The 24,457-nt window shown below is 45.5% G+C and carries 14 protein-coding genes; 1 reads left to right on the top strand and 13 read right to left on the bottom strand.

The window, feature by feature from the left end; all coding sequences use genetic code 11:
* Window positions 1-33 precede the first annotated feature (33 nt).
* Window positions 34-1,176: a glycosyl hydrolase family 8 gene (locus NST34_RS15345; protein WP_341128183.1), complete on the top strand. Its 1,143-nt coding sequence runs from the start codon at window positions 34-36 to the stop codon at window positions 1,174-1,176.
* Window positions 1,177-1,456: 280 nt separating this feature from the next.
* Here NST34_RS15345 and NST34_RS15340 read toward each other — a convergent pair whose 3' ends face one another.
* The 13 genes from NST34_RS15340 to NST34_RS15280 all read right to left on the bottom strand — a co-directional run bounded on the left by NST34_RS15340 (window position 1,457) and on the right by NST34_RS15280 (window position 24,441).
* Entirely contained in the window at window positions 1,457-6,850 is a 5,394-nt protein-coding gene (locus tag NST34_RS15340; protein ID WP_341128182.1) for an S-layer homology domain-containing protein, read from the bottom strand.
* Window positions 6,851-7,247: 397 nt separating this feature from the next.
* Entirely contained in the window at window positions 7,248-9,026 is a 1,779-nt protein-coding gene (locus tag NST34_RS15335) for a glycoside hydrolase family 36 protein (RefSeq protein WP_341128181.1), read from the bottom strand.
* A gap of 220 nt (window positions 9,027-9,246) precedes the next feature.
* The gene (locus tag NST34_RS15330) at window positions 9,247-9,699 is read right to left on the bottom strand and encodes a hypothetical protein (protein ID WP_341128180.1); all 453 of its coding nucleotides are present in this window, start codon (window positions 9,697-9,699) and stop codon (window positions 9,247-9,249) included.
* The gene (locus tag NST34_RS15325) at window positions 9,660-9,983 is read right to left on the bottom strand and encodes an L-rhamnose mutarotase (protein ID WP_341128179.1); all 324 of its coding nucleotides are present in this window, start codon (window positions 9,981-9,983) and stop codon (window positions 9,660-9,662) included. Before NST34_RS15325 ends, NST34_RS15330 begins: the two co-directional genes overlap by 40 nt.
* 145 nt (window positions 9,984-10,128) lie before the next feature.
* The gene (locus NST34_RS15320) at window positions 10,129-11,109 is read right to left on the bottom strand and encodes a glycoside hydrolase family protein (protein WP_341128178.1); all 981 of its coding nucleotides are present in this window, start codon (window positions 11,107-11,109) and stop codon (window positions 10,129-10,131) included.
* Window positions 11,110-11,173: 64 nt separating this feature from the next.
* Complete coding sequence (locus NST34_RS15315) at window positions 11,174-11,338, bottom strand: hypothetical protein (protein ID WP_341128177.1); 165 nt, start codon at window positions 11,336-11,338, stop codon at window positions 11,174-11,176.
* Between the two features lie 123 nt (window positions 11,339-11,461).
* A complete protein-coding gene (locus NST34_RS15310) occupies window positions 11,462-13,063 on the bottom strand; it encodes an extracellular solute-binding protein (RefSeq protein ID WP_341128176.1) in 1,602 nt (533 codons plus the stop codon).
* 128 nt (window positions 13,064-13,191) lie between these two features.
* On the bottom strand, window positions 13,192-14,058 hold the full coding sequence (locus NST34_RS15305; RefSeq protein ID WP_341128175.1) for a carbohydrate ABC transporter permease: 867 nt from the start codon (window positions 14,056-14,058) through the stop codon (window positions 13,192-13,194).
* Between the two features lie 14 nt (window positions 14,059-14,072).
* The gene (locus NST34_RS15300; RefSeq protein ID WP_341128174.1) at window positions 14,073-15,017 is read right to left on the bottom strand and encodes an ABC transporter permease; all 945 of its coding nucleotides are present in this window, start codon (window positions 15,015-15,017) and stop codon (window positions 14,073-14,075) included.
* A gap of 88 nt (window positions 15,018-15,105) precedes the next feature.
* A complete protein-coding gene (locus NST34_RS15295; protein ID WP_341128173.1) occupies window positions 15,106-15,669 on the bottom strand; it encodes a hypothetical protein in 564 nt (187 codons plus the stop codon).
* A 392-nt stretch (window positions 15,670-16,061) separates the two neighbouring features.
* On the bottom strand, window positions 16,062-19,592 hold the full coding sequence (locus NST34_RS15290; protein ID WP_341128172.1) for a golvesin C-terminal-like domain-containing protein: 3,531 nt from the start codon (window positions 19,590-19,592) through the stop codon (window positions 16,062-16,064).
* A 253-nt stretch (window positions 19,593-19,845) separates the two neighbouring features.
* Window positions 19,846-22,197 (bottom strand): hypothetical protein, encoded by a 2,352-nt coding sequence (locus NST34_RS15285; RefSeq protein ID WP_341128171.1) that lies wholly within the window; start codon window positions 22,195-22,197, stop codon window positions 19,846-19,848.
* A gap of 99 nt (window positions 22,198-22,296) precedes the next feature.
* Window positions 22,297-24,441: a golvesin C-terminal-like domain-containing protein gene (locus tag NST34_RS15280; protein WP_341128170.1), complete on the bottom strand. Its 2,145-nt coding sequence runs from the start codon at window positions 24,439-24,441 to the stop codon at window positions 22,297-22,299.
* Window positions 24,442-24,457 lie beyond the last annotated feature (16 nt).

The raw sequence follows: 24,457 nt of genomic DNA, 5'->3' as shown, positions 1-24,457 counted from the left end.
CTGCATGCTGTAGTTCACAGGAGGGCGTTTTTGATGACAATGAAACAACAAGGTGCTTTTTATACAGGGGAATATCGCAATATATTTAAGGAGCTCGGCTTTTCTGAAGATGATATCAACGCTAAACTCAATGAAACTTGGAATGATTTGTTTTACGGAGATCCGAACGTACGAATATACTATCCGCAGGACGAGGATAAAAGCTATATCCTGGATACAGGTAATCTAGACGTTCGGTCGGAAGGAATGTCCTACGGGATGATGATGGCCGTTCAAATGAATAAAAAAGAAGAGTTTGATCGTCTATGGAACTTCTCAAAGACGTTTATGCAGCACAAAGAAGGTCGCTATGCCAATTACTTTGCTTGGCACTGCAAGCCTGACGGTACAAGGATTTCTCAGGGACCTGCACCGGACGGCGAAGAGTTTTTCGCCATGGCTCTGTTTTTTGCCTCAAAACGTTGGGGGAACGGTCCGGAACCTTATAATTATTCTGAGCAGGCCCGAACGATATTGCATGCTTGTGTACATAAAACTGAAACAGGAGATGGCGACTCAATGTGGGACGCGGAAACGAAATTGATCAAATTCGTACCGGAATCCACCTTCAGTGATCCGTCTTACCATCTCCCCCATTTCTATGATTTGTTCGCCTTGTGGGCTGACGAACGTGACCACATGTTTTGGCGAGAAGCCGCGGAAGCCAGCCGCACATATCTGCATACTGCATGCCATCCGATAACTGGCCTTGCTCCCGAATATGCTAATTTTAACGGGTCCCCGGCAGAACCCCAGCCTCATGGTGATTTCAGCCATTTTTTCAGTGATGCTTACCGGGTAGCGGCTAATATCGGTCTGGACTGGGCTTGGTTCCAAAAGGACATCTGGCAGGTCGATCAATGTAACCGGATTCAGGCTTTTTTTAGGAATATCAAAGTTTCCGATTACCGGCGGTATACCATTGAGGGACAGCCCTTCGACGAACCGGCGCTGCACCCGACAGGTCTGTTGGCGACCAATGCCATGGCTTCCCTTGCTTCTAATGGCCCGGAGGCAGAGCATTTTGTCCGTTTATTTTGGGATACACCATTGCGTACTGGACTCCGCCGTTATTATGACAACTGTCTGTACTTTTTTTGTTTACTGGCTTTGAGTGGAAATTATCGCATCTATTGAAGGAATGATCAGTTGATTTTTACTATTAAATAAGGAATGAATATTACCACTTCATAACTTTACATATGTTTCTTAATAAAGTTCTCTACAAGATCTAATTCCGGTTTCCTTCATTTTTTTATACAATAGTACACTCTGCTGGAACGGTACCAGACGGTCCTTGCTCACATGAACAATCAGCATTCCAATTCATTAGTTTGAGAAGATACGTATTTCCTGGACCAAAAATCTGCGCCCGGTTCAAGATTTGCTTGACCGGGCGCGCACATGCTGCTTGTTGTCAGTTGATCAATTGTAGATATTGCAGCGTTTGTCTGATTAAAGTCGCTGCCTCGGCGCGAGTGGCCGTATCTTGCGGGGAAAATAACGTATCCGTCTTGCCGTGAACTAAGCCTTTTCTGTTCGCGTCCACAACCGCACTGCGTGCATAGTCCGTTATCTGATCATTGTCTGCGAAGGAAATATGAGCTTGGACTTCATCCTTGGAGGTTCCCTGTACGAGCTTTACTGCATTCATCATCATCACGACCATCTGCTCTCTCGTGATCAGAGCATCAGGATTGAATCTGCTTCCGCCAACGCCTTGGATTAAGTCATAATGAACCGCAGTGTTGACTTCTGCCGCATACCACTCGGTAACAGGTACATCTGTAAATACGCTCGAACTTGTCTCGATCGCCAAGCCAAGCCCTCTAACGATGAGTGCCGCGAATTGTGCGCGTGTGACTTGCATCTCCGGCGTATAAGTACGTTCGGTCGTCCCGTTGACGATTAACTTGGAAGCTAATATCTCGACGTCTCTCCGCGCCCAGTGTCCCGTCATGTCGTCAAAGGCTTTCTTGTTTTGAACAACTGCGTACAAACTATTCGTATTGCGGCTAATCTTTGCCTCTGTCTTGCCATTTCTCACGGAGAACACAGACGGCACAAACCGAATCTTTCCCATCGCCGGATCGTATACGACCGCGGTCGCAGCCGACCAATCTGGAATAACTCCGTCGATTTGCAAGATACGCTTCACGAATTGGCTACCGAATTGATGAATTACTTTTTCTTTGTTATTCGACTTCAAAATGACTTTGAAATCGATCAGTTCGCTGGCTCGCTCCATCCCTCGATCCGTAACGGATTGCTCGAACTGATGTTTAAACTGAGATACCGCTTTATCCATGCGGATAATCAGGATCGTCCCTTCGACTTGAGCCACGTCCGCGACATCTTCGCGATCCAGAATAGATATCGGAAGTTCATAGATCCCTAAGTGGCTTCGCAGTGTCAAGACCGTCTCCGAATTAGCATTCAAGCTGTCTAGCAAAGTGTTAAGCGGAAGTTCTACGGCATTCCTCACATGCTCACCCGGGATGTCCAGTTGGAGAACCTGACGATCTGCTGACTGAAGACTCTTTAGCTTTCTGGCGAGCCGTTCACGGTCGATGACAACCGTAACGCCTGTTTGCTCATCCTGTACTTCTATACGCAATTCCTTTTCTGTGGGCACATATTTGTCGAGCTCCTCTATGATTGGCGGTTCTTTCGGTTTAACGGAGCCGGAACCGGTTCCACTGTTAGTACCCAGTCCGGAATCTGTACTTTCGTCTTGTCCGTCAATCGTAATGCTCTGTACTCCGGAAACCGCCGAGCCGTCTTTCGCCGTAGCCTTCGCTTTGACAGTTCCGTCCTTGACGGCCCTCAACAAACCACCTGCATTGATAGTCGCCTTATCCGTGGGGGTCACACCATCCGCCTCATATACAGACCATGACACCGAAGAATTCGTTGCGTTCTCCGGAAGCACCTCAGCCGTCAACTGGAGACTGCCTCCTTTTGTATGAATGGATGACGAATCGCTCCGGATTGCAATCGACTGAACAAGCACCGCTTGTATCCTCGATTGTTCGAACGCTTGCAGCGTAGCGTGCAAAGTTTCCGCTGCTGTTTGGAATTCTGGCTCGGCCGCAGTGCCGCCGTCCACAACTAGCTTCGCTTGCTGGATCGCCGACAACAACATGGCTTTCGAGCTCGCTGGAAATTGGCCAACTGCCGTGCCCGCTACGACCGCATCATACTTGGTTTGAGCAATCTCGATTAGCGCGATTAGCTCGCCACGGAACCGATACACATCGTCCGTAACCGTTATGTTCGCAATGGCAGGAATCGATGTGCCGTATACGGCTCCGCTTACACTGAAGCTGCCGGACTCGGCATATTTGACAGGATCGATCGAATCCCAGTCCACTGGCTTATCGGCTGTTGCCGAATTGTTGTATACAACAGTTACGGTTCCCGGCAGAATCGGCGGCGAAGACTTAACCGTAGAGACGCTGACCGGCAGCACCTTCGTAATGACCGATTCTGAATCTGTTTGATATCCCAAAATTATTTTTGCGGATGTTATCCTGGATTTGTTATCCGTATTCCCCGGAAACGTAACTTCGATTATATTGTTGCCTTCCTTTATTGCTTCGAGCGGTATCGGCATTTCTTGAACACTATAGAACTGAACGATTCCTTTACTATAGGTAATATCAAAATCCGTAAGCGCTTTACCATTAACTTTTATTATCGGATTTTCTTCAAAGCCATTCGCTTTATATAACCCCAACCCGAGCGTAGCGAATTTTTTATGACCCTCTCTTTCAGGGATATGGACAGTAAGGGTTGTAGGTTGAGAAGCATCTAATAAGGTCTGGGGTGCATAGAAAACTTCCTCCGTCTGAACTTTATCCAATCTTATATTTTCAGAAAGCGTCAACTTAATAATAGAGGTTTCCATGCCCACCATGCTAATTTCCGAGAAATCATTTAAATCTTTAAACTCTTTATCGATAGTAAGAAGGCCATCGGGATTGGGATTGTTATGCGGATATGGAATCTCACCTTGCCATTTCATACGCTTAATGCCTGCGCTCAATACTTCTAACGGCTCGCCATTCTTACCTTTAGGTAAAATAGTTTCCAGATTAACTTTAGTCGTATTTTCTATTGGATATTCATTATTGTGTAACCATACATATACATTTTCTCCATCCTTAAATGCTCTGGCCATAATATTTCTACTGCTTGATTTCATACTGTCCTCAACGGTTAGAGGAATTCTCTCGCCCTTCAGATCTTTTACCATCTCATAAAAGTCTTTAAATCTTGTCCAGCCCCCGTAGGTCTTGTTCAGAAGGGCCATTCCTCTTAGTGAATTGGGGCTCTCGGTCAATATAAAAGGAATAGATAATTCCACTTCAGGTCTTTCAACAAATCTCATCCAATTGTCCATAATCGTATTCATGAACATAAACGGTTTAAATTCATTTTCCCATGGTCCCGTCTGGGGTTGGATACTTTGGTTGCCGAACTCAGTTGCAAGAATCGGCTTGACAGTACCCCATTTTTCAAATTGATATGCTTCGATTAAATCATAAAATAGCTCAAGCTTCCCAGTTTCCCAAGTGTCTACTTTTGTTTCTCTTTCACTAGCAAAGGTAAAAGGATCTTTTACTCGACTGCCATCTTGTGCCCAAAAAGCCTTAGTATACATATGCATATCATAAAAATCAACACTATTGCCTACACCATCGATGTATTCTTTTATTGTATTTTCCCATTCTTTAAAACTGTAATTTAAATCAGTGTGAGGCCATGCATAAGTAGGTCCGCCAATTTTTATATTCGGATATTGTTCTTTCAACATATCTGATAGTACTCTTGTAGCCTTGGCAAGTTCTGCGCCTGACCAGCCAGACGGCTCATTAAAAACAGTAACCCAGTCTGGGAGCATATAATTCTTATTTTTCAGATAATCTACCCATCTCTTTGTAATATCAGCCATTGCCAAATAGGCGTTTTCATCTGGTATTGGTTCATGCTTCCCTGGTAAAGCCCACCACTGGGGCACGATTTGTTGTGTGGCAGCGAATTTTATATTGGGCCAGTTGGCCTTGGCATAGGAAAACCAGTTATCATATCTTTGGAAAACCGCTTCAAGTGTAGCTGGATCAACCATTCCCGGTCTGGCGGGATCTTCTGTCAAAGGAATGTTACTTGAGCTCATGATTCCCCTTGCCAGGGGAGCATCTACACTTTTCAACCACTCTCTCGCTTCTGTACGCAGTGGTTCTTGTACATTGTCAAATTCTAATCCCGGCCAATTGTACAATCTAAAATACCTTTGTCTATCAAGTTCTGCGATTTCCATTTCATCGAGCTTTAGCTTCCTAGCTTGTGTCGCATCAATAGTTACGCTTACATTAGAGCTTGTATAGGACGGGATTTTTCTACTCTGCGGCTCAAGCATCTTCACTATCATGGTTGCAGTCTCAGCTCTAGTGACTGGCTGATCGGGTTGGAAAGTTCCATTTTGATTACCTGAAATAATACCTTTACCAAAAACACTTAAGACAAAAGGTTTAAATTCATCTCCAACTTGCTCATAGTCGGAAATCAATTTTTTTGCCTGCTCTACATTAGAACGCTCCGGTTCGCCTAAAGCACGGGCAACTACCCTCGCTATTTGTTCCCGAGTTATTGGGCGGTCATATTGTTGAAACTCCTCATCATAAATCAGTTTCATTTCCTTTGCTTTCTCTATAACGTACTCTTCCCCCTCCGGAAGAAACTCATCGATTGAGGCTAGCACTATTCTGAGACTTTCACCTACATTTATGATGCCGTCAGGCCTGAAAGTACCGTCCTCAAAACCCTTTACAATTTTCAAGCTTAATAATTTATTGATATCATCTTCAGCCCAATGATTGTGTATATCAATGAATTCTACCGGCTGTGAACCTGTTACAGCTCCCTCGTCCTTAATCAATTCAAGTTTAATCGCACTCAAACGTGTATAGTCGGTTGCAGCAGTATGCTTAATCTGAACACTTTCACCCTCAATACCTGCAAAGTTATAAGTTCCTACTTCAATCCAAGCCCCATCTTTCGGATAATTTATGGTTTTAATTTCTGTTTTATTGTTGTGTTTAACAATTATGTTTTGATTTTGATTCTCGTAAAATCCATATACAAACACTTTATAATCCCCAACTCTAGATAACATCGGCGACCAAATTGAAATCGCTTTCAAATCCTCCGTATATTTAGTCGTCCCTCCGTTATATCCTTTTACACCAGAATCGATCCAAAGCCCTTTTAACTTAAGCTGATCCTTGTTATTTTTGATATCCAGAATGATAGGAGCCACAATTTCGTCTTCAGACACAAACTCAAATTTTAATGCACTGGTACGGGTCATTGACCTCGCTGTTATGTGCTTGATTTCGGCTTGCTCATTACCATTGGCTGAGAAATAAAAATCACCAATTTCAATAAAATCCTTCTTATCTTCGGATAAATCAAGTATGATCGTATCTATCCTATTATTATGTGTAATCTTTATTTCCGGTTTGTTTGAAACGTCTTTTTGAACCTGATAGTAAGATACTTTATATGTGCCTGACTTTGTTAAAGCAGGCACCCACTTTGCCGTAGCTCCTACTTCATCTGTATACCTTGTCAACTTGTCTTGATAACCTCTTAAGCCTGATGCCTTCCATGTACCGACTTCCGAATATCCATTATCACCATTGTTTACGATAATCGGTGAAAGTTCTGCCGCGGATGCTATAGCAATTATGTTAAATAAGAAACAAAAGAGCAATACACACGAAAATACTTTCCTTACGCTCATCATTTCAATTCCTCCTCATAAATAAAATAATCACACGGCATTCGCAATAACAGAAAAGGTCCAAACGCGATTGTGGCATCCCCCTTCCTTGTAAGCGCTATAAAATAAATAATTTCTAGGAATCACCCCCTTTTAAAGATGATGGCCAGTAGTCTGTTATCTTAATTAAAGCAATTCACACGTCGTTATATTTTTGATATATATTGAATTTATTTTAAAAATTATTGAATTTCGCCATCTTCAGCATTAAACAACAGGGTCTACAAGACTAGCTCTTGGCGACATCGGATTTCGTCATGTATTGGTGACTTATCCTGCAAGCTGGCCGCACAATAATAAGAAGCCTGTGTGTATACACAGGCTTCTATCACTTTATTGAACATGTATTTCCGTTATATTGTTAGCTCTTCAGCTCATACAGTTTTGCGCTACGCGGGTTCAGTTCTACTTGCATAAATCCCGATTTGCTGCCCATATACTCATTGTTCCAGAAATCATAGACCTCATACGAACCATGCAGTTCAACCTCTCGTACAACCGGATCATCCTCCCAGTTAAACACAGCGATCATTTGGCGGTCGTCAAAGGTCATCCTGCCAATGGTAAATTCGGTTGAATCGAATACGGCGGGCACATCTGTCGGCTTAATTATCTTCCTAAGTCGAGTCTTCGCTACCTCGGTCATTTCCGTCAAGACATCTCCGGATAGGAGCATGCCTCCCGAACAAAAGATATGCGTCGCATGAAAGAGAAACTCATCGTCCGTTAACGCGCTATCCGTAATATAGCGCTTCCCGTCCGGTCCGAGAGGATTTATCTTCCAATTATGAGTCAAGAGACAGTCCGGATCGTTGACCCAAAGCGTATTGTGCTGCCAGTTTCTCCAGAAGCACTCTCTAGCGACCCTTGTAAATGCCTCCCATTTTCGATAGGTATCATCCGTGATCCGCATGCCATGGACAACGCCCAAAGAAGGCCACATAGGCGCGTTACAGCCCAGTATAAAGCTGTCGATCCCCGCTCCCTTGATTACAGCTTTCATACCTTCCCGGTATGCCTCTACTCTCGTTGAATTTGGACGATAGTAAACGCCTCCGTGAAGAGCTCCCCACATGTTGGCATCCAGTTTAAAGTAGGTGCAGTTCCACTCTTCCCTCATAGTTCGAAAGACTGTAGTCAAGTATTGCTGAGCTTCAGGATGAGTTCCATCCAGCATGTACCAAGGTCCGCAGCGCCAGCCGCCGAAGGAGTGAACACCCGATGAGAGGGGATTTCCTTGCTCATCCTGAATAAACCAGTCCGGATGTTCTCGGAACAATACGGAGCTCTTCTCTGCAATAAAAGGCGCAACCCAAATGGCAGGCTTCAGCCCCTTGTCCTTAATGGTTTGACATAGCTCTTTCATATCCTTGAAACCCGGCTTGGCAATTAGCCAATCCCCCATATAGGCCTGAAATCCGTCATCGATTTGAATATAGGTTAACTCCGGGTAATGATTGGCGATTTCGGTCATATTGACAAGAATATCTTCTTCCGTCACCTCAGGACCATAGGAATACCAGGAACACCATCCCGACGGCGTTTCCGGCACCGGCAACTGCGGATGAAAACGAGAAATTGTTTTACCTAATTGTTCAAGCAGTTCGGATTGGCAGTCCCCTTCATAAATGACAAAATGCTCCAACTCCCAAACATCACCAGGCATCATCTGTATGCCATCCGTCACGAGCGCGATCTCGAACTCAGTCTCGTTAAATCGGATTTCTCCATTGAAACGAATGCATGATGCGAAGGCCGCGAGAACCGCCTCTGGTCCATCCGGCGAAATCAGGGCAAGATTAAAAAGCGTCTGAAAGCTTTTAGTACGAGGAATTTTATAATGATCAAAGTCGCAACGAAGCGTTAAACTCTTAATCTCCCCGATAGTTCCACCATATTGGGAAAGCATGCTATACCCTTCCCCGTAAACAGGCGTATGAACGTCAAGCTCATGCTTTCCCTGGAAAAGCAGAATCTCTTTGATTTCGAATGCCTGTGCTCCCTTGTGAATCAGCTTGAAATCACAGCCGCTTCCAGACCAGTTCCTCTCCAGCACGAAACCATCTTGATCTCTAACCTGTCCGTCTTTCAGCCTTACCGACCACTTCGACGATTTCAATTTTGTTCCATTAAATAACATGATGAATTTCCCTCCAAATCTTTAGTGTATTGAATCACTTTAGATACTCGCTAACCGCTAGAGCTCGAAAAGCTTTGACAATAAGCACCCCCTCTCGTCGTACCGTTCCGAGTCGATCTTGATCGCGAAGTCGGAGGGAACACCAAGTCCTCCCGATGTAACCATAGCCTGCTTGCGGAATGCACGTGCCAAATCCAAAAACGGCACATATAGTTGGTTGTTATACCAACAGGCTTCGACAGCCATTTCCATGTCTTGTGTCTTGACGTTCATCACTCGCGCTCCGACACGGACCTATCGGAGTATCCATCGATTTGATGAACCGCTCATCGAAGTTTTTGTTTTTATTGAACTCAAAGCCCGAATTCGCAACCAAATTGACGCCAACTAGATCAATCTGATAGAAGCGGAAGTAATCCCACGAATTTTCCCCCGGCAAGCAGTTCGTATCGATATGCTCATCGAATACATCGCTCCCGAGCGCCGTAAGCCATACGTTTGGGGGCCCATAAAATAGCGGATTGTCCAAGCTTCTTATCATCCGGCCATTTAAGTACCTGTTCACTTGATTGGGAAGCCATTCATATCCAAAGACAAAGTCTTCAACAGACGTGTCGATCGTTTCATAGGGAATTAGTCCGAATGGAAAACTTCTTCCATGGAAGCCCACCATTCCCCAGCCTGCCGGTTTTCAAACGGAATCTGACATGGGGCGGTTAATTTCCACCACTTTTGCGTTGCCGGATCGGTCGCCATCTTCGCCATATCCTGCGCGTGATTTTCACCTATATATTCAAAATAACTAAACAAGAATCCATCTCTGTAAAATATGGAGTAATTCCTAATATTGCAAATGCTGATCATACTCAAGACTTCCGGCCAAACATTAGCGTGCAGCTTTTTGTACTCCTCCAGTTTTTCTGCTTTTACCTGAATGACACTTCCATATCGCCGCATTCTAACCACACCTTCCTAATAAGATAATATTGATCCGCTAGAAGTCATCATAACCTGTTATCATCGCTTCATGAGTACACGAATTATTGCGATTCTCTCATGCCTTCATCTCTACATTCTCGCGAGGGTTAAATCCTCCGAGATGCTATCCAATTCGTAATTCAGCCAGAGGAATCGCGACGTTAAAGGCAACTTCCCGGTTCGGGTTAACCGCTGCAGCGCAGTACAATACGGCCGGGTGGCCGTTCTCAAACAGCAGTTGCGGTCTTTCCAACGCTTCCACAGGCTGGACGACACCGTCCTCCCAGACAATCTGACGCAGAAATGCAAGCGGATGTTCGGCAGGCTCCCAATCGGTACCGTTCATCGATTCAAACAGAGCGACAGAGCTCACCCCAGTCTTTGTAAAATATCCTTGGAAATCTTTAACTAATGCATAGAAACGATCGCCCTGTGACCAGATAAAAGGATCTTCCACCGACCAGTCGTTATCAGGATTCACCATGATCGGCCCGGCAACTTTACGGAATGGCCCAAGCGGGTGATCGGCTTCGGCAACACCGCACACGACCGCTCCACCCTTGGGCAACGGTCCCTCTCCAACACCTTTGTAAATCATCAAGATCTTGCCTTGCGGTGTTACGGTTACAGTCGGATTGTTCACTATTAGATGATCCCATGCCCCCGGCGTCACATCGATGGCGGGCTGGTGAACCCGGCGCCAAGGTCCGCCGGGATGATCGGCTTCGGCAACACCGATCCTCTGATGATTGCGATGATCCCAATAGTCGCCATTGCCGTAGTTGCCTGTATAGAATAAGTAGTACTTATCTTGATAGCTAATCATGGTCGGATTATGTATGACGTCGGCATCCCAGCCTTCTCCTCTGCCATCAAGCACGAACCGCTGAAATTGAAAACGCCCCAGCGGATGATCGGATACGGCGTAACCGATAAGCGATTTCGAGACCCAGCCGTCATGCTTGCTTTCGATGGGCCAACATGAGAACAGCATATGGTAAAGCCCATCCTTGCCCTTAACAACAGTCGGGCACCAGACATGGTAGCCTTCCAGTTGAAAAGTTGCGCTTCGGGGTACCGGAAGCAGCATTGATTGAAAGTCCATTAAACCTTCACACCTCTCCATTTATGTTATTTTTCTATTGTACGATGAGCTTTTGGCATGAAATTCAATTATTTTGCGGCTTTATTCCAAAATATTCGGATGTTGCTGCAGGTTCATTCTCTCCGAAGGAATCTACCGCCATCTTGTAGGTCAGCAAATCAATCGCCTCGTCGAACTCCACTTTAATGACGGTGCAAATATCGTCTGTATCTTTCTCTTCGATTTTCAATCCAGATCGCACCTGGGATATTAAACTATGCCGCTTCGACGTACATCACTTCACTTTCATCATTTCTGCATATTCGACTATGAAATTAGAAAGCCGTCAATCTATGACGGCTTTCACGCTGTTCTACTGTAATAACCCTAAATCCGAAAGCTGCTTGATTACATTTTCTTCGTATTTCTTTTGATTGAATTTAGACTCCAACGTCTGGAGATACGCATCCCAATTGCTGATCGGTTCTTTGCCCGTCACGAATCTAAGAAACATTTCGCTCGTATACTTTTGGCGATCCGCAATCGACTTGTCTTCAGGATCCGCGGTTACACGTTGATTATATGGATTTGAATAAACGTACTTCAAGTTCAATTGACGATATTCGTCAGTCTTCGGATTTTCGTAATTGAAATAAATCGGATCGTCGCCTCTGCGAGACAATTGGTAATGCGCAATGTATTTGTATTTATCCTCAATTTCTTTTGTCAGCTCCAGCTTCTTAGGTTTACCGTCAACAATATCCCACGTTTCACCCTTTACTCCATATGCAATGTACGGATAGGATTCCTCGTCAGTATACCAATACTGAAGTAGCTGCATAATTCGATCCAGCTTTTCCGGATCTTCGGCCGCTTTTTTAGAGATTGCCCACATATTGTTTTGGGAGCCCGCAACAGAGGAGATTTGATCGCCAAACGGTCCTTTCATCGGTGGAATTGCAATCCATTCCGGTGTTTCTCCGCCAAGATCCTTCATCTGCTGCTGACTGTTCGGTTCCAAGGAACGCCAATCAGTTATAGCAAATCCGCTCTTACCTTTTAAAAATTTCTGATCCATTCCAACTTTGTCCGTTATCGTAGCAAAATCGGGATCGATGACTTTAGCCGAATAAAGTTTGTTGAGGTAAGCGAGCGCTTCCTTTGTCCGATTATCGGTGTTGTAGATAACAACCTTCCCGTCTTTCACATCGATCTGGTTTGGAAACGTTCCAAACATGGCATAGAGTCCGTCAAGACCTAAAATCGTGTTGCCATCTTTCAATACGCCGCCGGTAATACCGTAGGTGTCATCCTTACTGTTACCGTCAGGGTCGTCAAAGGTAAACGCCTTTAATACTTCGAGCAGCTCGTCCGGCGTCGTCGGAACGGAAAGGTTTAATTTTTTCAGCCAGTCGTAACGAATCCACCAGCTCATTGTGCCCGATGTAGGGTCGGATACAGGGATGCCGATCGTCTTCCCGTTATATTTCATGGATGACCATTGTTCTTCGGTGAACCTTTCCTTAAGCGCGGGATATCGGTCTATGACCTCATCGAGATCGGCCAATATTCCCTGGTCATAGAACGAATAAGCCCGAGTCAACAATCTGAAATTCATGAGATCAGGAGCATCGTTGGACGATATGAGCAAATTCAATTTTGTTACATCTTGTCCCTGAGGAGGAACTGTCATTTTGAAATCAATGTTAAGCTCCTTCTCAAACATTTGTCTGATGATGTCATCTTCTTTCGACGGGATTGGCGCCGCCTGATTAAATGTTGCAGCATTGTAGACGGTTATTGCGATCTTCTTATCCGACTTCCCCGGTTCGGATGCTCCTTGTTCCGGCGAAACGGCGTTCGACGATTTGGGCGAAGACTCTGGATTATTGCCGTTCTTTCCGCTGCATGCAGATAAAACCATTGAAAATGCTAATAATACCACTAGTGAGACAATTGATGTTTTTTTCTTCACTGATTTTGACCTCCTAATATTTGATGATTTTTTTGGGGGATAAGCACATTGTACAAAATAAATTGTCTAACTATTATCAATATTTATCGATAAAATATTGATTTTTTTGGTTATATATCATAAGAGAGCTAACCTTTAATCGAGCCCAGCAACACACCTTTCGTAAAATGCTTTTGGACAAACGGATAAATAATCAGAATAGGAAGAGTTGCAACAACGACGGCAGCCATTTGCTGAGCAATCATACTAACGACGGTTGAAGTGTTAAGCGGGTCCGTATTCTCCAGCTGTACATTCAGTAAAATATTGCGAAGAACAACCTGTAAGGGCATTAAATTCGTATCGTTAATATAAATGACGGCATCGAAATAAGCATTCCAATGGCCAACTGCATAAAACAAACCGATCGTTGCCATAACCGGCAGCGACAATGGCAAGATGATCTTCCACAAAATGATCCATTCGCTTGCTCCGTCCACCTTCGCCGACTCATCCAGTTCAGTTGGCAGTTGTTCGAAGAAGCCCTTAATAATAACGAGATTAAACGCGCTTATGAGTCCGGGAACAATCAGCACCCAGATGGTATTGATCAGATGCAGCTCTCGTATTAGCAAATAGGTCGGTATCAGACCTCCAGAAAATAACATGGTGAATACAATGTAGAGCAAGAATCCGCTTCGGCCCGGCAGTTTACTGCGGGAAAGTGGATATGCGGTAATAACAGTGAAAAATAGATTAAGCGCTGTACCTAAAACCGTACGAATAATTGTAACTTGGTAGGCACTGCCCAATCCGTTACCGCTCAATATTTCGCGATACGCATCAAAGGTAATCGAATAAGGGATTAATATAACTCCTCTTTTTAATGTTTCGGTCACCGGAGTAAGCGAAACAGCAATGACATAAAAGACAGGCAAAACACATAAGAGTACGAATACAAAAAGTATAACGGCAATGATTGTTTGATTCATTTTGTTCATCCAAGTATTGGTCATTATTTCAATTCCTCCTACCAGATTTCAGCTTCGAATTTTTTGGCTATCCTATTGGCCAGAATAACCATGATAAATCCGATTATCGATTTGAATAATCCGACAGCGGTGGCAAGGCCAACCTCCATACGCTCAAGCCCTGCCCTGTAAACCCAAGTGTCTATAATATCGATCTTTTCCTGATTAAAAGCATTGGCCAGCATAAAGATTTGCTCAAATCCGGCATCCAATATATGGCCGAGCTTCATAATCAACATTAAGATCATGACCGTTCGAATGCCGGGCAGAGTCACATGCCACAACTGCCTCCACCTCGATGCTCCGTCCATTCTAGCTGCTTCATAGAGACTTGGATCGATTCCCGCCAAAGCCGCCAAATAGATGATCGCTCCCCAGCCGAGATCCTTCCATATTTCCGACGCGACCACTAAAAATCTTGCCCATTGAGGTTCCGAGAGGAAGGATATAGGCTGAAATCCACTGTCTTTGATCCATTGATTGATCAAGCCGTCTCCTGGCGACAATAAAGCGACCATCATTCCGTACACAATGACCCACGATAAGAAATGAGGCATATACGTAACGGTTTGAACGAATTTCTTATACCAACTCGCTTGAATTTCATTCAGCAGCAATGCCAGAATAATCGGTGCAGGAAATCCAAGCAAAAGCTTGTATAAGGAAATAATAATGGTATTTCCTAATATTTGCCAAAAATATACACCTTCAATAAAAATACGAAAATTTTCAAACCCGATCCAATCGCTGTGCCATATGCCTTGTCCTAAATTAAAGTCCTTAAATGCGACAATGATACCTGCCATCGGCAAATATTTGAAAATCGTAAAATAGAGAAGCCCCGGCAGAAGCAGCAAATAGAGCGCTCTATTTGCATTTAAGGCTTTGAATCCCCGCTTCCATAATGCAGGCCTAGCGGAAAATGACTCTGGGTGAATTTTCATCTCTGTCTCTCCTATCTATTGGTTTAACTCTATTTTAGAGTTTGTTAAGTCCGGTGATTTTCACTATCTTTTGAAGTTGTTTTGAAATCTATCGAATTTTGCGGACGCAAACGAATATCACTAAATAAATAAAAAAACAAGACTGCTCAACGAGCAGTCTTGAAATTATTAGGATAAACGATTGCGATATTGTTTGGGTCGTCTCGGGTAACTCCAAGCGCGGATGATAACGTTCAATTGTACTTGCTAATTGTTCCAGCAGTTCGGATGGACTGCTACCATCAAGAATAAAAAAAAGCTCCAATTCCCACACTTCACCGGGCAACCTCCTAATACCATCCGCCACGAGCATGATTTCGAACTCTTTCTCATTCAATCGAATTTCACCGTTGAACCGAACGCATGATGCGAAGGCTTCGTGAACCGATTCTGGCCCGTCTGGTGAAAGCAGGGCAAGATTAAAAAGCGTCTGAAAGAATTTTATAATGTTAATGGTCACTGCGATTTGCGTCCCATTGTGAATGAACTTGAAATCGCAACCGTTTCCAGACCAATTTCTCTCCAGCACGAGTCCGTCATTATTCTGAACCTGTCCGTTCTTCAGCCTTACCGACCACTTTGACGCTTTTAATTTCGTTGCATTAAATGACAAGATGATTTCCCCCTCTAAATTCGCGTCAGCTGAATGTATTTTGCTTTAGATCTCTTTACATGGTGTTGCCTTATCTTATTCTTTTTCTTACCTTTTCTCTGAATATATGTACTACTATATCACCTTTGCTCGCGTCCATATTTCGATATATAACGGAAAATCCCCGATAATTCACGATCAAAAAACCACAATCAGTCATAAACGATCAGCCGCATGAAAGGTAACCAACATTGAATGAGAATCCATTTCGTTCTAAAGTTGGTATCGAGAAATCGCTACCATTTGACTCTATACTCGACATTTCCTAACTTGCAAATTTATACAAGCCCCTACCGAATGAATGGCAGGAGCCTGATAAGAAACATTAATAAAGCCTATTTGTACAAAATGGTCTAATTACCATAAATTAATTGAAATATCACGGCATCCGCGCGAATATTACATCCTGCCGTATTCAGCGTATTCTGAACGAAGCCGGTGCTGCCAGCGTCAAAGTAGTATTCACCCAGCTCTACAAACCCAGTGGCTCCTGTTGTGAAATCTACATATTGGGTATCAGTGACTCCTCCATGATAAATCGTGATTTTGGCGTTGGGGTCGGAGGAAGTATCCGGGTTGGATGCGGCATGTACCTTGTACAGATACACTTTATAGGTACCGGCTTGCGAAAGTGTCGGCTGCCACTTAACGGTTGCACCTGTCGTGCCGCTGTATCGCGTAGCCGATCCGCCATATCCCTGCAAACCGCTATTATTCCATGTGCCAGATAACTCCGTATATCCCTCTGCGCCATTATCGATGACGATGGCCGGCGGCAGTGCCATTAATTTGAGGGCGTCCGCCCGCACTGTACCTGAGCCTGCACCATTCTCTAGCGTCACGTATTCAGCTCCGCCGCCATCAAAATCGTAAGAACCAATTCGAATCCATTGGTTACCCCCGGTAGACTGATTCTTTGTTACAACATCACTTTTGCCATTATGATAAATTGTATATTTGGCAGAAACCGTACCGTCGCTTGCGGTAGGCAGCCAGGCATAAATCTCATAATAGCCATTCGCTAACGACGAAGGCGTCCAGGAGGCTAAAGCGCCTGAGGAATTACTCTTTCTGGTTGCCGAACCCTGCCAGCCGGTTACCGCAGTGTCATCCGACCAAGCTCCTGTCTCGGTATATCTGCTTTGCACGTCCCCGCTGTCAATTTCAAGCGGAACCAATTTAATCGCATTAGCTCGGATAAATCCGGAGTTGGCAGCATTTTCCAGAGTGACGCTCACATCTGAACCGCTGAAATTATAGCTGCCCAAGGATACCCAGGACGCGCCGGTGCCATTCTGACTAATCACTATATCCGAAGAAGCGGCTGCGCTCGTATGAATTGTGTATCGGGCAGCCGTCGAGGCATTGCTTGTTTTGGCCACCCAAGCAAACACTTCATACGCACCTGAAGTCACTCTCGGTTTCCAGGTTAACGATGCGCCAGTCTCATTCGTATACACCGTATTTCCAATGAACGGCGTGAGTGATGAGCCAATCCATGTACCGGTAACTTCAATATCCCGATAACGTAAATCTCCGTATGCGACAACCGTCTGATTAATCGGTACAGCCTTGACTGCACTCGATTTGAAAGACTCGTTACCGGCCCGGTCTACCCCAGCCACTTCAAATGTATGCGCAGTCCCGTTTGTTAAGCCAGTTACAACATATGGAGTACCTGCAGGTAAGCTATTGACTTTAACACCGTTCATATAATAGTTATAACCTGCAACGTCCTCTCCTTGACTTCGTGTCCCAATCTTCAAATGGATATTTCCGGAGCCGGCGCTTTCAGCCGTCAAACCTGATGGAGCGCTTGGCGCAGTTGTATCCATATCAGTTGTACCTGTAAAAGTTCTCGGAGCAGATTCATTGCCGGAATAATCTACAGCCGTGATTGCGAGATTATAGTTGGTCTGAGCCTGTCCCTTGAATATTTTATAGCTGGTTTGTTGAATCGGTGTTCGCGTGAGTTTGATGCCGCTCAAGTACACATGATAACCGGCAAGATCGCTTTCGCTATTTGGTGTCCAACTGAAAATAAGGTTGTAGCGTCCAAGTGTTGGATCGGACTCTGGCGTCACCATAATGTCAGCCGATGGTATCGTCGGTGCAGTCAAATCCTGAGCTGCTAAAGGGAAAAATTTGATCGCGTCCGTCCGAATATTCGCCGGATCGGAGTTGCCGTTCTCTACTTTCACATAGTCACCGGCACCCGCCATAAAATCAAAGCTGCCCAGCTTCACCCAACGACTGCTCCCTTGCGTCTGATTGACATAGACAGTATCCGTAACGCTGTTATGCGAGATCGTATATTTCGCCTTGTTGCTTGAACTGAGATGTACCGGCAGCCAGACATACACATCATGCCACCCGCTGGCTGCAAGGTTTGGAGACCACTTGGCGGAACCGTTGGTGGAATTCCATCGGGTTGTGGAACCATCCGCACCTATAAACTCTGTCGAATTGGTCCACGTGCCGGATTCACTGTAATTGGAGCTGTTTTCGTCGATATAACTACTTACCGGAACAAACATGACAGCGTCCGTGCGCAGCGTTTCCGCTGCCGGACTGGTAGCGTCTTTGGCAGCTTTGACATAGTTATTGGCATCTGTTGTAAAGTCATAAATGCCAAGGCTTACCCAGTTCTGACCAGCTGTACTTTGATCGACGTAGATATCCATGCTCGCCCCTTTATAGACAACGGTATAATGCGCGTTTTTAAGCGAGTTCTGGTTGTAGCTGGGGTTCCAAGCGAACACTTCGTATTTGCCGCTTTGTGACAATCCTGGCGTCCATTTGGCCCAGCTATTGCTATTTACAGCTTCTCGCGTGTCTCGATCCTGATAGCCAAAAGCCAGATCGGAGCTGATCCAATCGCCTGAGGACTCCGAATACTTCGGCGAATCATTGTTCACCAGAATCGCGTTGTAAGGCGCCTGCATTACATCAGCTTTGTAATCGGAGGGGGTCTGATAGTACCTGAAATAGTCGAAGTAGCTTGCACCGAGCACACCATTGGCATCCATCGTTGACAGATCCACCCCGCTCGGGTCGTAGGTTAACTGCTGGGCGGTCAGCCATAAATTCTGGAGACCATGAGGCCCTGCATAGTTCGACTCCCGAATCATCAATCCGTCTACATACCAACGTACTTTGTCAGGTAGCCATTCGAAGCCGTAGACATGATAAGCCTGGGAAGAATCAGCAATCGTATGCACCGTAGCATTCGGATACGGTAGAAAGTGACTAGGCACATAATTGTGCAAATTGGAACCTAGGATCGTCGGCGAATGCCCATCAATCTCAAACATATCAATTTCGTTGATTTGATTATTGAAGCCAAGATCACTCAATCCCATGTTCCAGAAGGACGTGTGCAGCCCGCTGTGCGCATAAATCTTGGCGCTGATTTCATAATACCCGAACCCGAGCAATCTCTTCGAGATGATACCCGCATTGGAGAACGGCACGCCGCCGTTCGCTTCAACATTAGTTTCTTTTTTGAATTGCAGTTTCAGTACTTTTTTGGCGCTGTCCTGCGGATCAGTTGTTATGGTAACGTTCTCAGGCTTGTTATTGCCAAAAAAACGGCTGCCGGTCCGGTAGTTCCACTCATCGGTATTCAGCGCTGAACCATTGAAGTTATCCTCAAATTTCAATACATAATCATCGCTTGGAGGCGCTGCAGATACATGCGCTGCGATTAAACAACTTGCCGCCGTGGCAACTAAAAAACCGGAAAGCTGCATTCTAAAACTTCCGATTATTTTTTTCACTTTGCAATTCACTCCCGTCTCATCAATCAGTTGAATGGTATCATTAACTCGAAACGCGATTTTTTGAAAACGCTTCCACCACCTCTCGATCTTAGTGTATCTCATTCTTTTAATAACAAATTTTAATATTTTTCGATTTAATTACATTATTTTTGGAATATAACAATAAGCAGGCTGAACTGTACCCCATTTGTTAGCATTGGAGGTACAGTTTAAAAGCATCAAGTCAAAATTAATAGGCATGAGCCCGGTACATTACCGAGCCCACGCCAACAACTTGCAAAACTATTTGTCTAACTTTTAGGGGTCACTTTAAATTGCTTGCTTTTTGTTCGTAAACCATGTGCTTTCGTTATGGTTATTTCTTGTGCGCCTGCACAATTATACGTCCTTGCTTGCGAAAAACAGTAACTTCAAAGATACTTCCCTGAACCGCAGATTCGAAGTGTGACAACAGATCGTCTACCGTATCGATCTCAGCTTCATCGAACTTGACAATGACATCATCAATCTCGAAACCGCTCTCGTTTTGCCAACTTCCCCATGGAATCGTCTCAATGATTACACCGCTCTCGGAAGGTAGTCCCCCCGCGGAAACTTCACCCATGCCTACGATGTTCTTGACTTTACATTTTCCCCAGTCCGTCCGTTGCGCGATTCTGCCCGAGGTGCTGACCACTTCGCCAATCTGAGGAATCTTTGGCGTTCTTGCTCGCTCCTTGAGAGAAGCCTTTCGCACCCCGAATTGATCCATCGGGAAGTTAACAAATCCCAACTTAAGTGCGGGTGAACCCTCGCGGACACGGTAGTCGCCGCTTGCAGGGTCTACAAACAAAGCATCAGCTACAAGCGACCCTTTATCTCTTCCGCTTTGCTCTTGCAGCTGCGAGGCGGACTCCGGACAAGTCATACCCTGCAAGTGCAGGATATTGTTGTCGCATTCGCTCCCCCAGGGTGGAGGCACGCGGATCGGCGCATATTCCGTGAACATAATATTGCGGCGAATCACATCCCGACTGCCTTTAAACCAGACGTGCGGGTGCAACGTATTATTGACCATAATATTGTTTTCGCAATTTCTGTAGAAGCCTTCCCGCAGCTTAATACCGCCGGCCAAACACAAATTGTTATAAATTTCATACCAACTGGAACCGTCGTCAAGATCAATGTCCCATCCATAATCACAGCGCCAACGGTTATTTCGAATAACGATTGGCCGCACGATATCCAAGAGAGGCAGCTCGGACAGCGGCGCTTCCGCATTCCGATTAATTTCATCCACCTCTACATCCTCTAGCATCCAGTACCGATCGCGTCCCCATGAATTAAAGGAACCATGATCGCCGGTTTCCAGTACAGTCTCGAACACATCGCAGAACTCAATCAGGTGTCCGCCAAACGTGCCTTCGGAAATATTAATACCTGCACGGGGCACGTCATAGATGCTGCAGTGTCGCACGGTAACGTCCAGAGACATAGAAATTTGAATAGGAGCGGATTGCTTCTCGACTCGCCCGACTTTAGTAATAAGACAGTCCTCAACATAGCATTGAGCAGGATAGTTGTTCGTTTTCGGGCCGGGCATACTGTCTAGATTCGCAAGTTTCTGCCGTTCCTCATACCCAAAGAGCGGACTGCGTACGCTATCCGGCCGACCGACGAAAGCGATACCATTTGAACCAATCTCCTCAAGCAGACAGCTTGTAACGGTAATATGCCGATTGTAGCCGTCTACAAACAGCGCATTGCCGCCCAAATCAACAAACGTACAGTCTCGTATCGTGCAGTGCTCAGCTCCCCGGAAAAGAATGGCTCCACCTCTGTATATCGTCCAATCGCTACGAAGCAGCGACTCACGGTTCTCCATAAAGGTTCGATTCGTCTGAGTAAAAGTGAGTCCAAAGAATTCAATGTGCCTGACTGGTGCTTCCGGACTTCCCTGAATCTCAATAAGGTGTGCCAATTGCGTACCAACAACGAGAGCATTCGAAACCTCTGTTCCCTCATACGGGTACACATAGAGAATATTCGTCTTTTGGTCGTGATACCACTCACCAGGAGTATCCAACTCTTCAAATATGTTCTCGACATAGCGGTATTCGTGGTGCATCCCCATTTGTCGATTGTTTTGCCATCCGCCTTTGAGAATGAGCTCATGATCCTCATATTTACCCATGATGCGATAACGGTAATCTCCCCAGAGACGACTGTGCATCGCATGTATATAGCCACCTGTCGGATCGGCCCAATTCGCAGCGCGTTCACGACTCACAGAATCCGCAGCGAATCCGTTCATAATGCGTATATTCGCGTTATAGTCGGGATAGCGAGCCATATGATATTGCGTACCGTTGATAAAAAGCCGATCAAGCTTCAATCCAGGAGGAGTCTTTGCCATCCGAATTTCGCCCTCATAGGGGAGCCATTCCAGCCGCAGCGCATGCCCCCCGCTAATAATAACCTCGCCCTCTTGATCCGCTTCGTAGATCACTGGGGCATCCTGCGTGCCGGAATCCTCTGAGCCGAATTGTAGCGGCTGGTCTAAATAATAAGTTCCTTGCTGAATCCGAACGCGGACGGCTAACCCCTTTCTAACAGCCGCTCTAGCAGCCCGCTGCGCCCTCGCAATTGTGGCAAAAGGGAGTTCCGCGGTCCCCTCGGCATCATCGTATCCATGCTGGGCAACATACATAATTTGAATGTTCGACATGTTTGCTTTCTCCTTTCTTTACATGCTAGCCGTTCTAAGACAATTTCTAACAACGACAAGAGTTAAAGACTTTCTTCCTCCTCACAACAGGCTTATATTTTAACATTGAAAAAGCATTGCAATCCTGTGCAAATCTTCAGCTCTTCGCTGCATTTCGAATTCAATCGAAAAGTCAGAAGAAATGCCAAGCCCTTCCGGTGTCACCATGGCTTCTTTACGAAAGGCACGAGCCAAATCTTGGAACGGCACATATAACTGGTTACGATAGATGCAAGCAGCCGCTGCCATTTCCATGTCTTGCGTATGGACGTTCATCACTCTGGAACCTATACGGAAGCGAATCATATAATCACTGTAGAAAATCTCCATCGTTTCCATCGCATCATCTACCCGGATAGATCCTGCCCCGAAGCTGACTGCTATGCTCCCCGCCGGCACCAACAGGATGCCGTCTTGCAGAATCGGGGTCTTATCTGGATGTTTCCTATCCAATTTCTCCTTTCTGCCTTCGACCAGCATGCCGTTATATCCCGCCAGTACAATACAGGATCTATCAACCGTTTCTCGAAGCACCCCCGTTCCAGGAGGTTCAAACTTCACCGTATCTGCTGCAAGGTTGCCGAATCGAGAATCTGGTGCAACCGTCAGCTTCACATAATCACCCGGCTCCAAATCATACGTGCCAAGTTCGATCCAGCCCGATTCCCCCTGCTGGCTGATCCATCTGGATTCCCGTCCACCAGCATAGATAAGCTCGACCAAAGCCTTTTCCGCCCTGTTATCATAGCAAATGTTGTAAAAAGAGACCTTATAGGAACCTGCCTCGGTAAGATGAGGCTTCCATACAGCATAGTTATCGGCAGAAGGTGCTGCATAACGGCTGCCTTGCACGAACCCGGGCAATCCACTGCTCAGCCATGCCCCGACTTCCTCATAACCGCTGCCAGGCAGTTCGTTATCGACCAGAATCTCGCCGAGCGGGAGCCATTCTTTTGAAGCTTCTTCCGGATAAGGAGCGAGATCTATATGCGGTGCCATGCCTGTCGTCTGAACGAAGGCTACTTCGTCCACCTCCAGCGGCGTATTCCTGTCCGAATCGGAAGCAAACACTAGCTTGCATACTCCGCTCAAGATTTGAATGTCTTCAATAACGACTTGCTGCCACTCCACACCCTGGGTTGCAGGTATGCGCAGCGTACGCTCTTCACCTTCTGCCCCGATGACTTTCATGAAGTGACAGCCGTTTCTGGGATTCCGAACCATTGCGGAGAACGTATACGCTGCTTCCGGCAGAAAAGGAACCTCTACCCAGGTTTCAACCTGGAATGGAACAGGACCGTCGTGCCGAAGTACACATTCGCCGGAGAACGCTTCTTTAGTCTCGTGAACGTAGGAGAATTGCGGGGTGCACCCGCCTTTATACCAGCCTAAGGGTACCCCCATATCCTGAATATAGCGCTTATCGAAATTTTTGTTCTTGTTATACTCAAAACCGGGATTTACGACTAGATTGACGCCTACTAAATCAATCTGATAAAAACGGAAATAATCCCAAGAGCTTTCCCCCGGCAAACAACCCGTATCGATATGTTCATCGAACACATCGCTGCCCAGTGCTGTAAGCCATACATTCTGCGGACCATAAAATGACGGATTCGGCAGGCTTCTTATCAATTCGCCATTCAAATACCAGTTAATCTGGTTCGGAAGCCATTCATAGCCGAATACAAATTCCTCCTCTGACGCATCAATCGTTTCGTAAGGCAGCGCTCCTTTATAGCCCCCGACAGTCTTGTGTGTCCCAACATAATAATGAACGTTCTGCCCAATATGCGTAGGCTTGCCCGAATCAACTTCATAACCGTCAATTTCAATTATAAGATTGCTGCTTGGCGCCTGAATACCATCCCCTTCCTTCCCCATTGACCAGAAGGAGGAATGCAGGCCTCCGCTCTTCCCCCATAACTTTCCTTTGGCTTCATAATACCCGTAACCGAATAATGGCTTGGAAACGATGCCTCCGCCGGTATACCGCATGTGCCCGTCGATATTCTCATAATCGAAACGAATGACTAGTCGGCTGTCCCTAAGTTCTACATTTTCACGAAGATTAAGTCCTCCCAGACGCTCTCCGACCCGGTAATTCCAATACTTTTCATCCAGCTTATTCCCATCAAATTGATCCTCAAATACAAGCTTATAATTAGCATGAGGGGGCCTGATGTGCAGCGAATCGTTCTTCAATTGAATTCCTCCATTT

It is taken from the genome of Paenibacillus sp. FSL H7-0714 (assembly GCF_038003765.1).
Taxonomy (GTDB): Bacteria; Bacillota; Bacilli; order Paenibacillales; family Paenibacillaceae; genus Paenibacillus_AQ.
The sequence above is the reverse complement of the archived record's forward strand: the minus strand, read 5'-3'. Positions and strand labels throughout refer to the sequence as shown.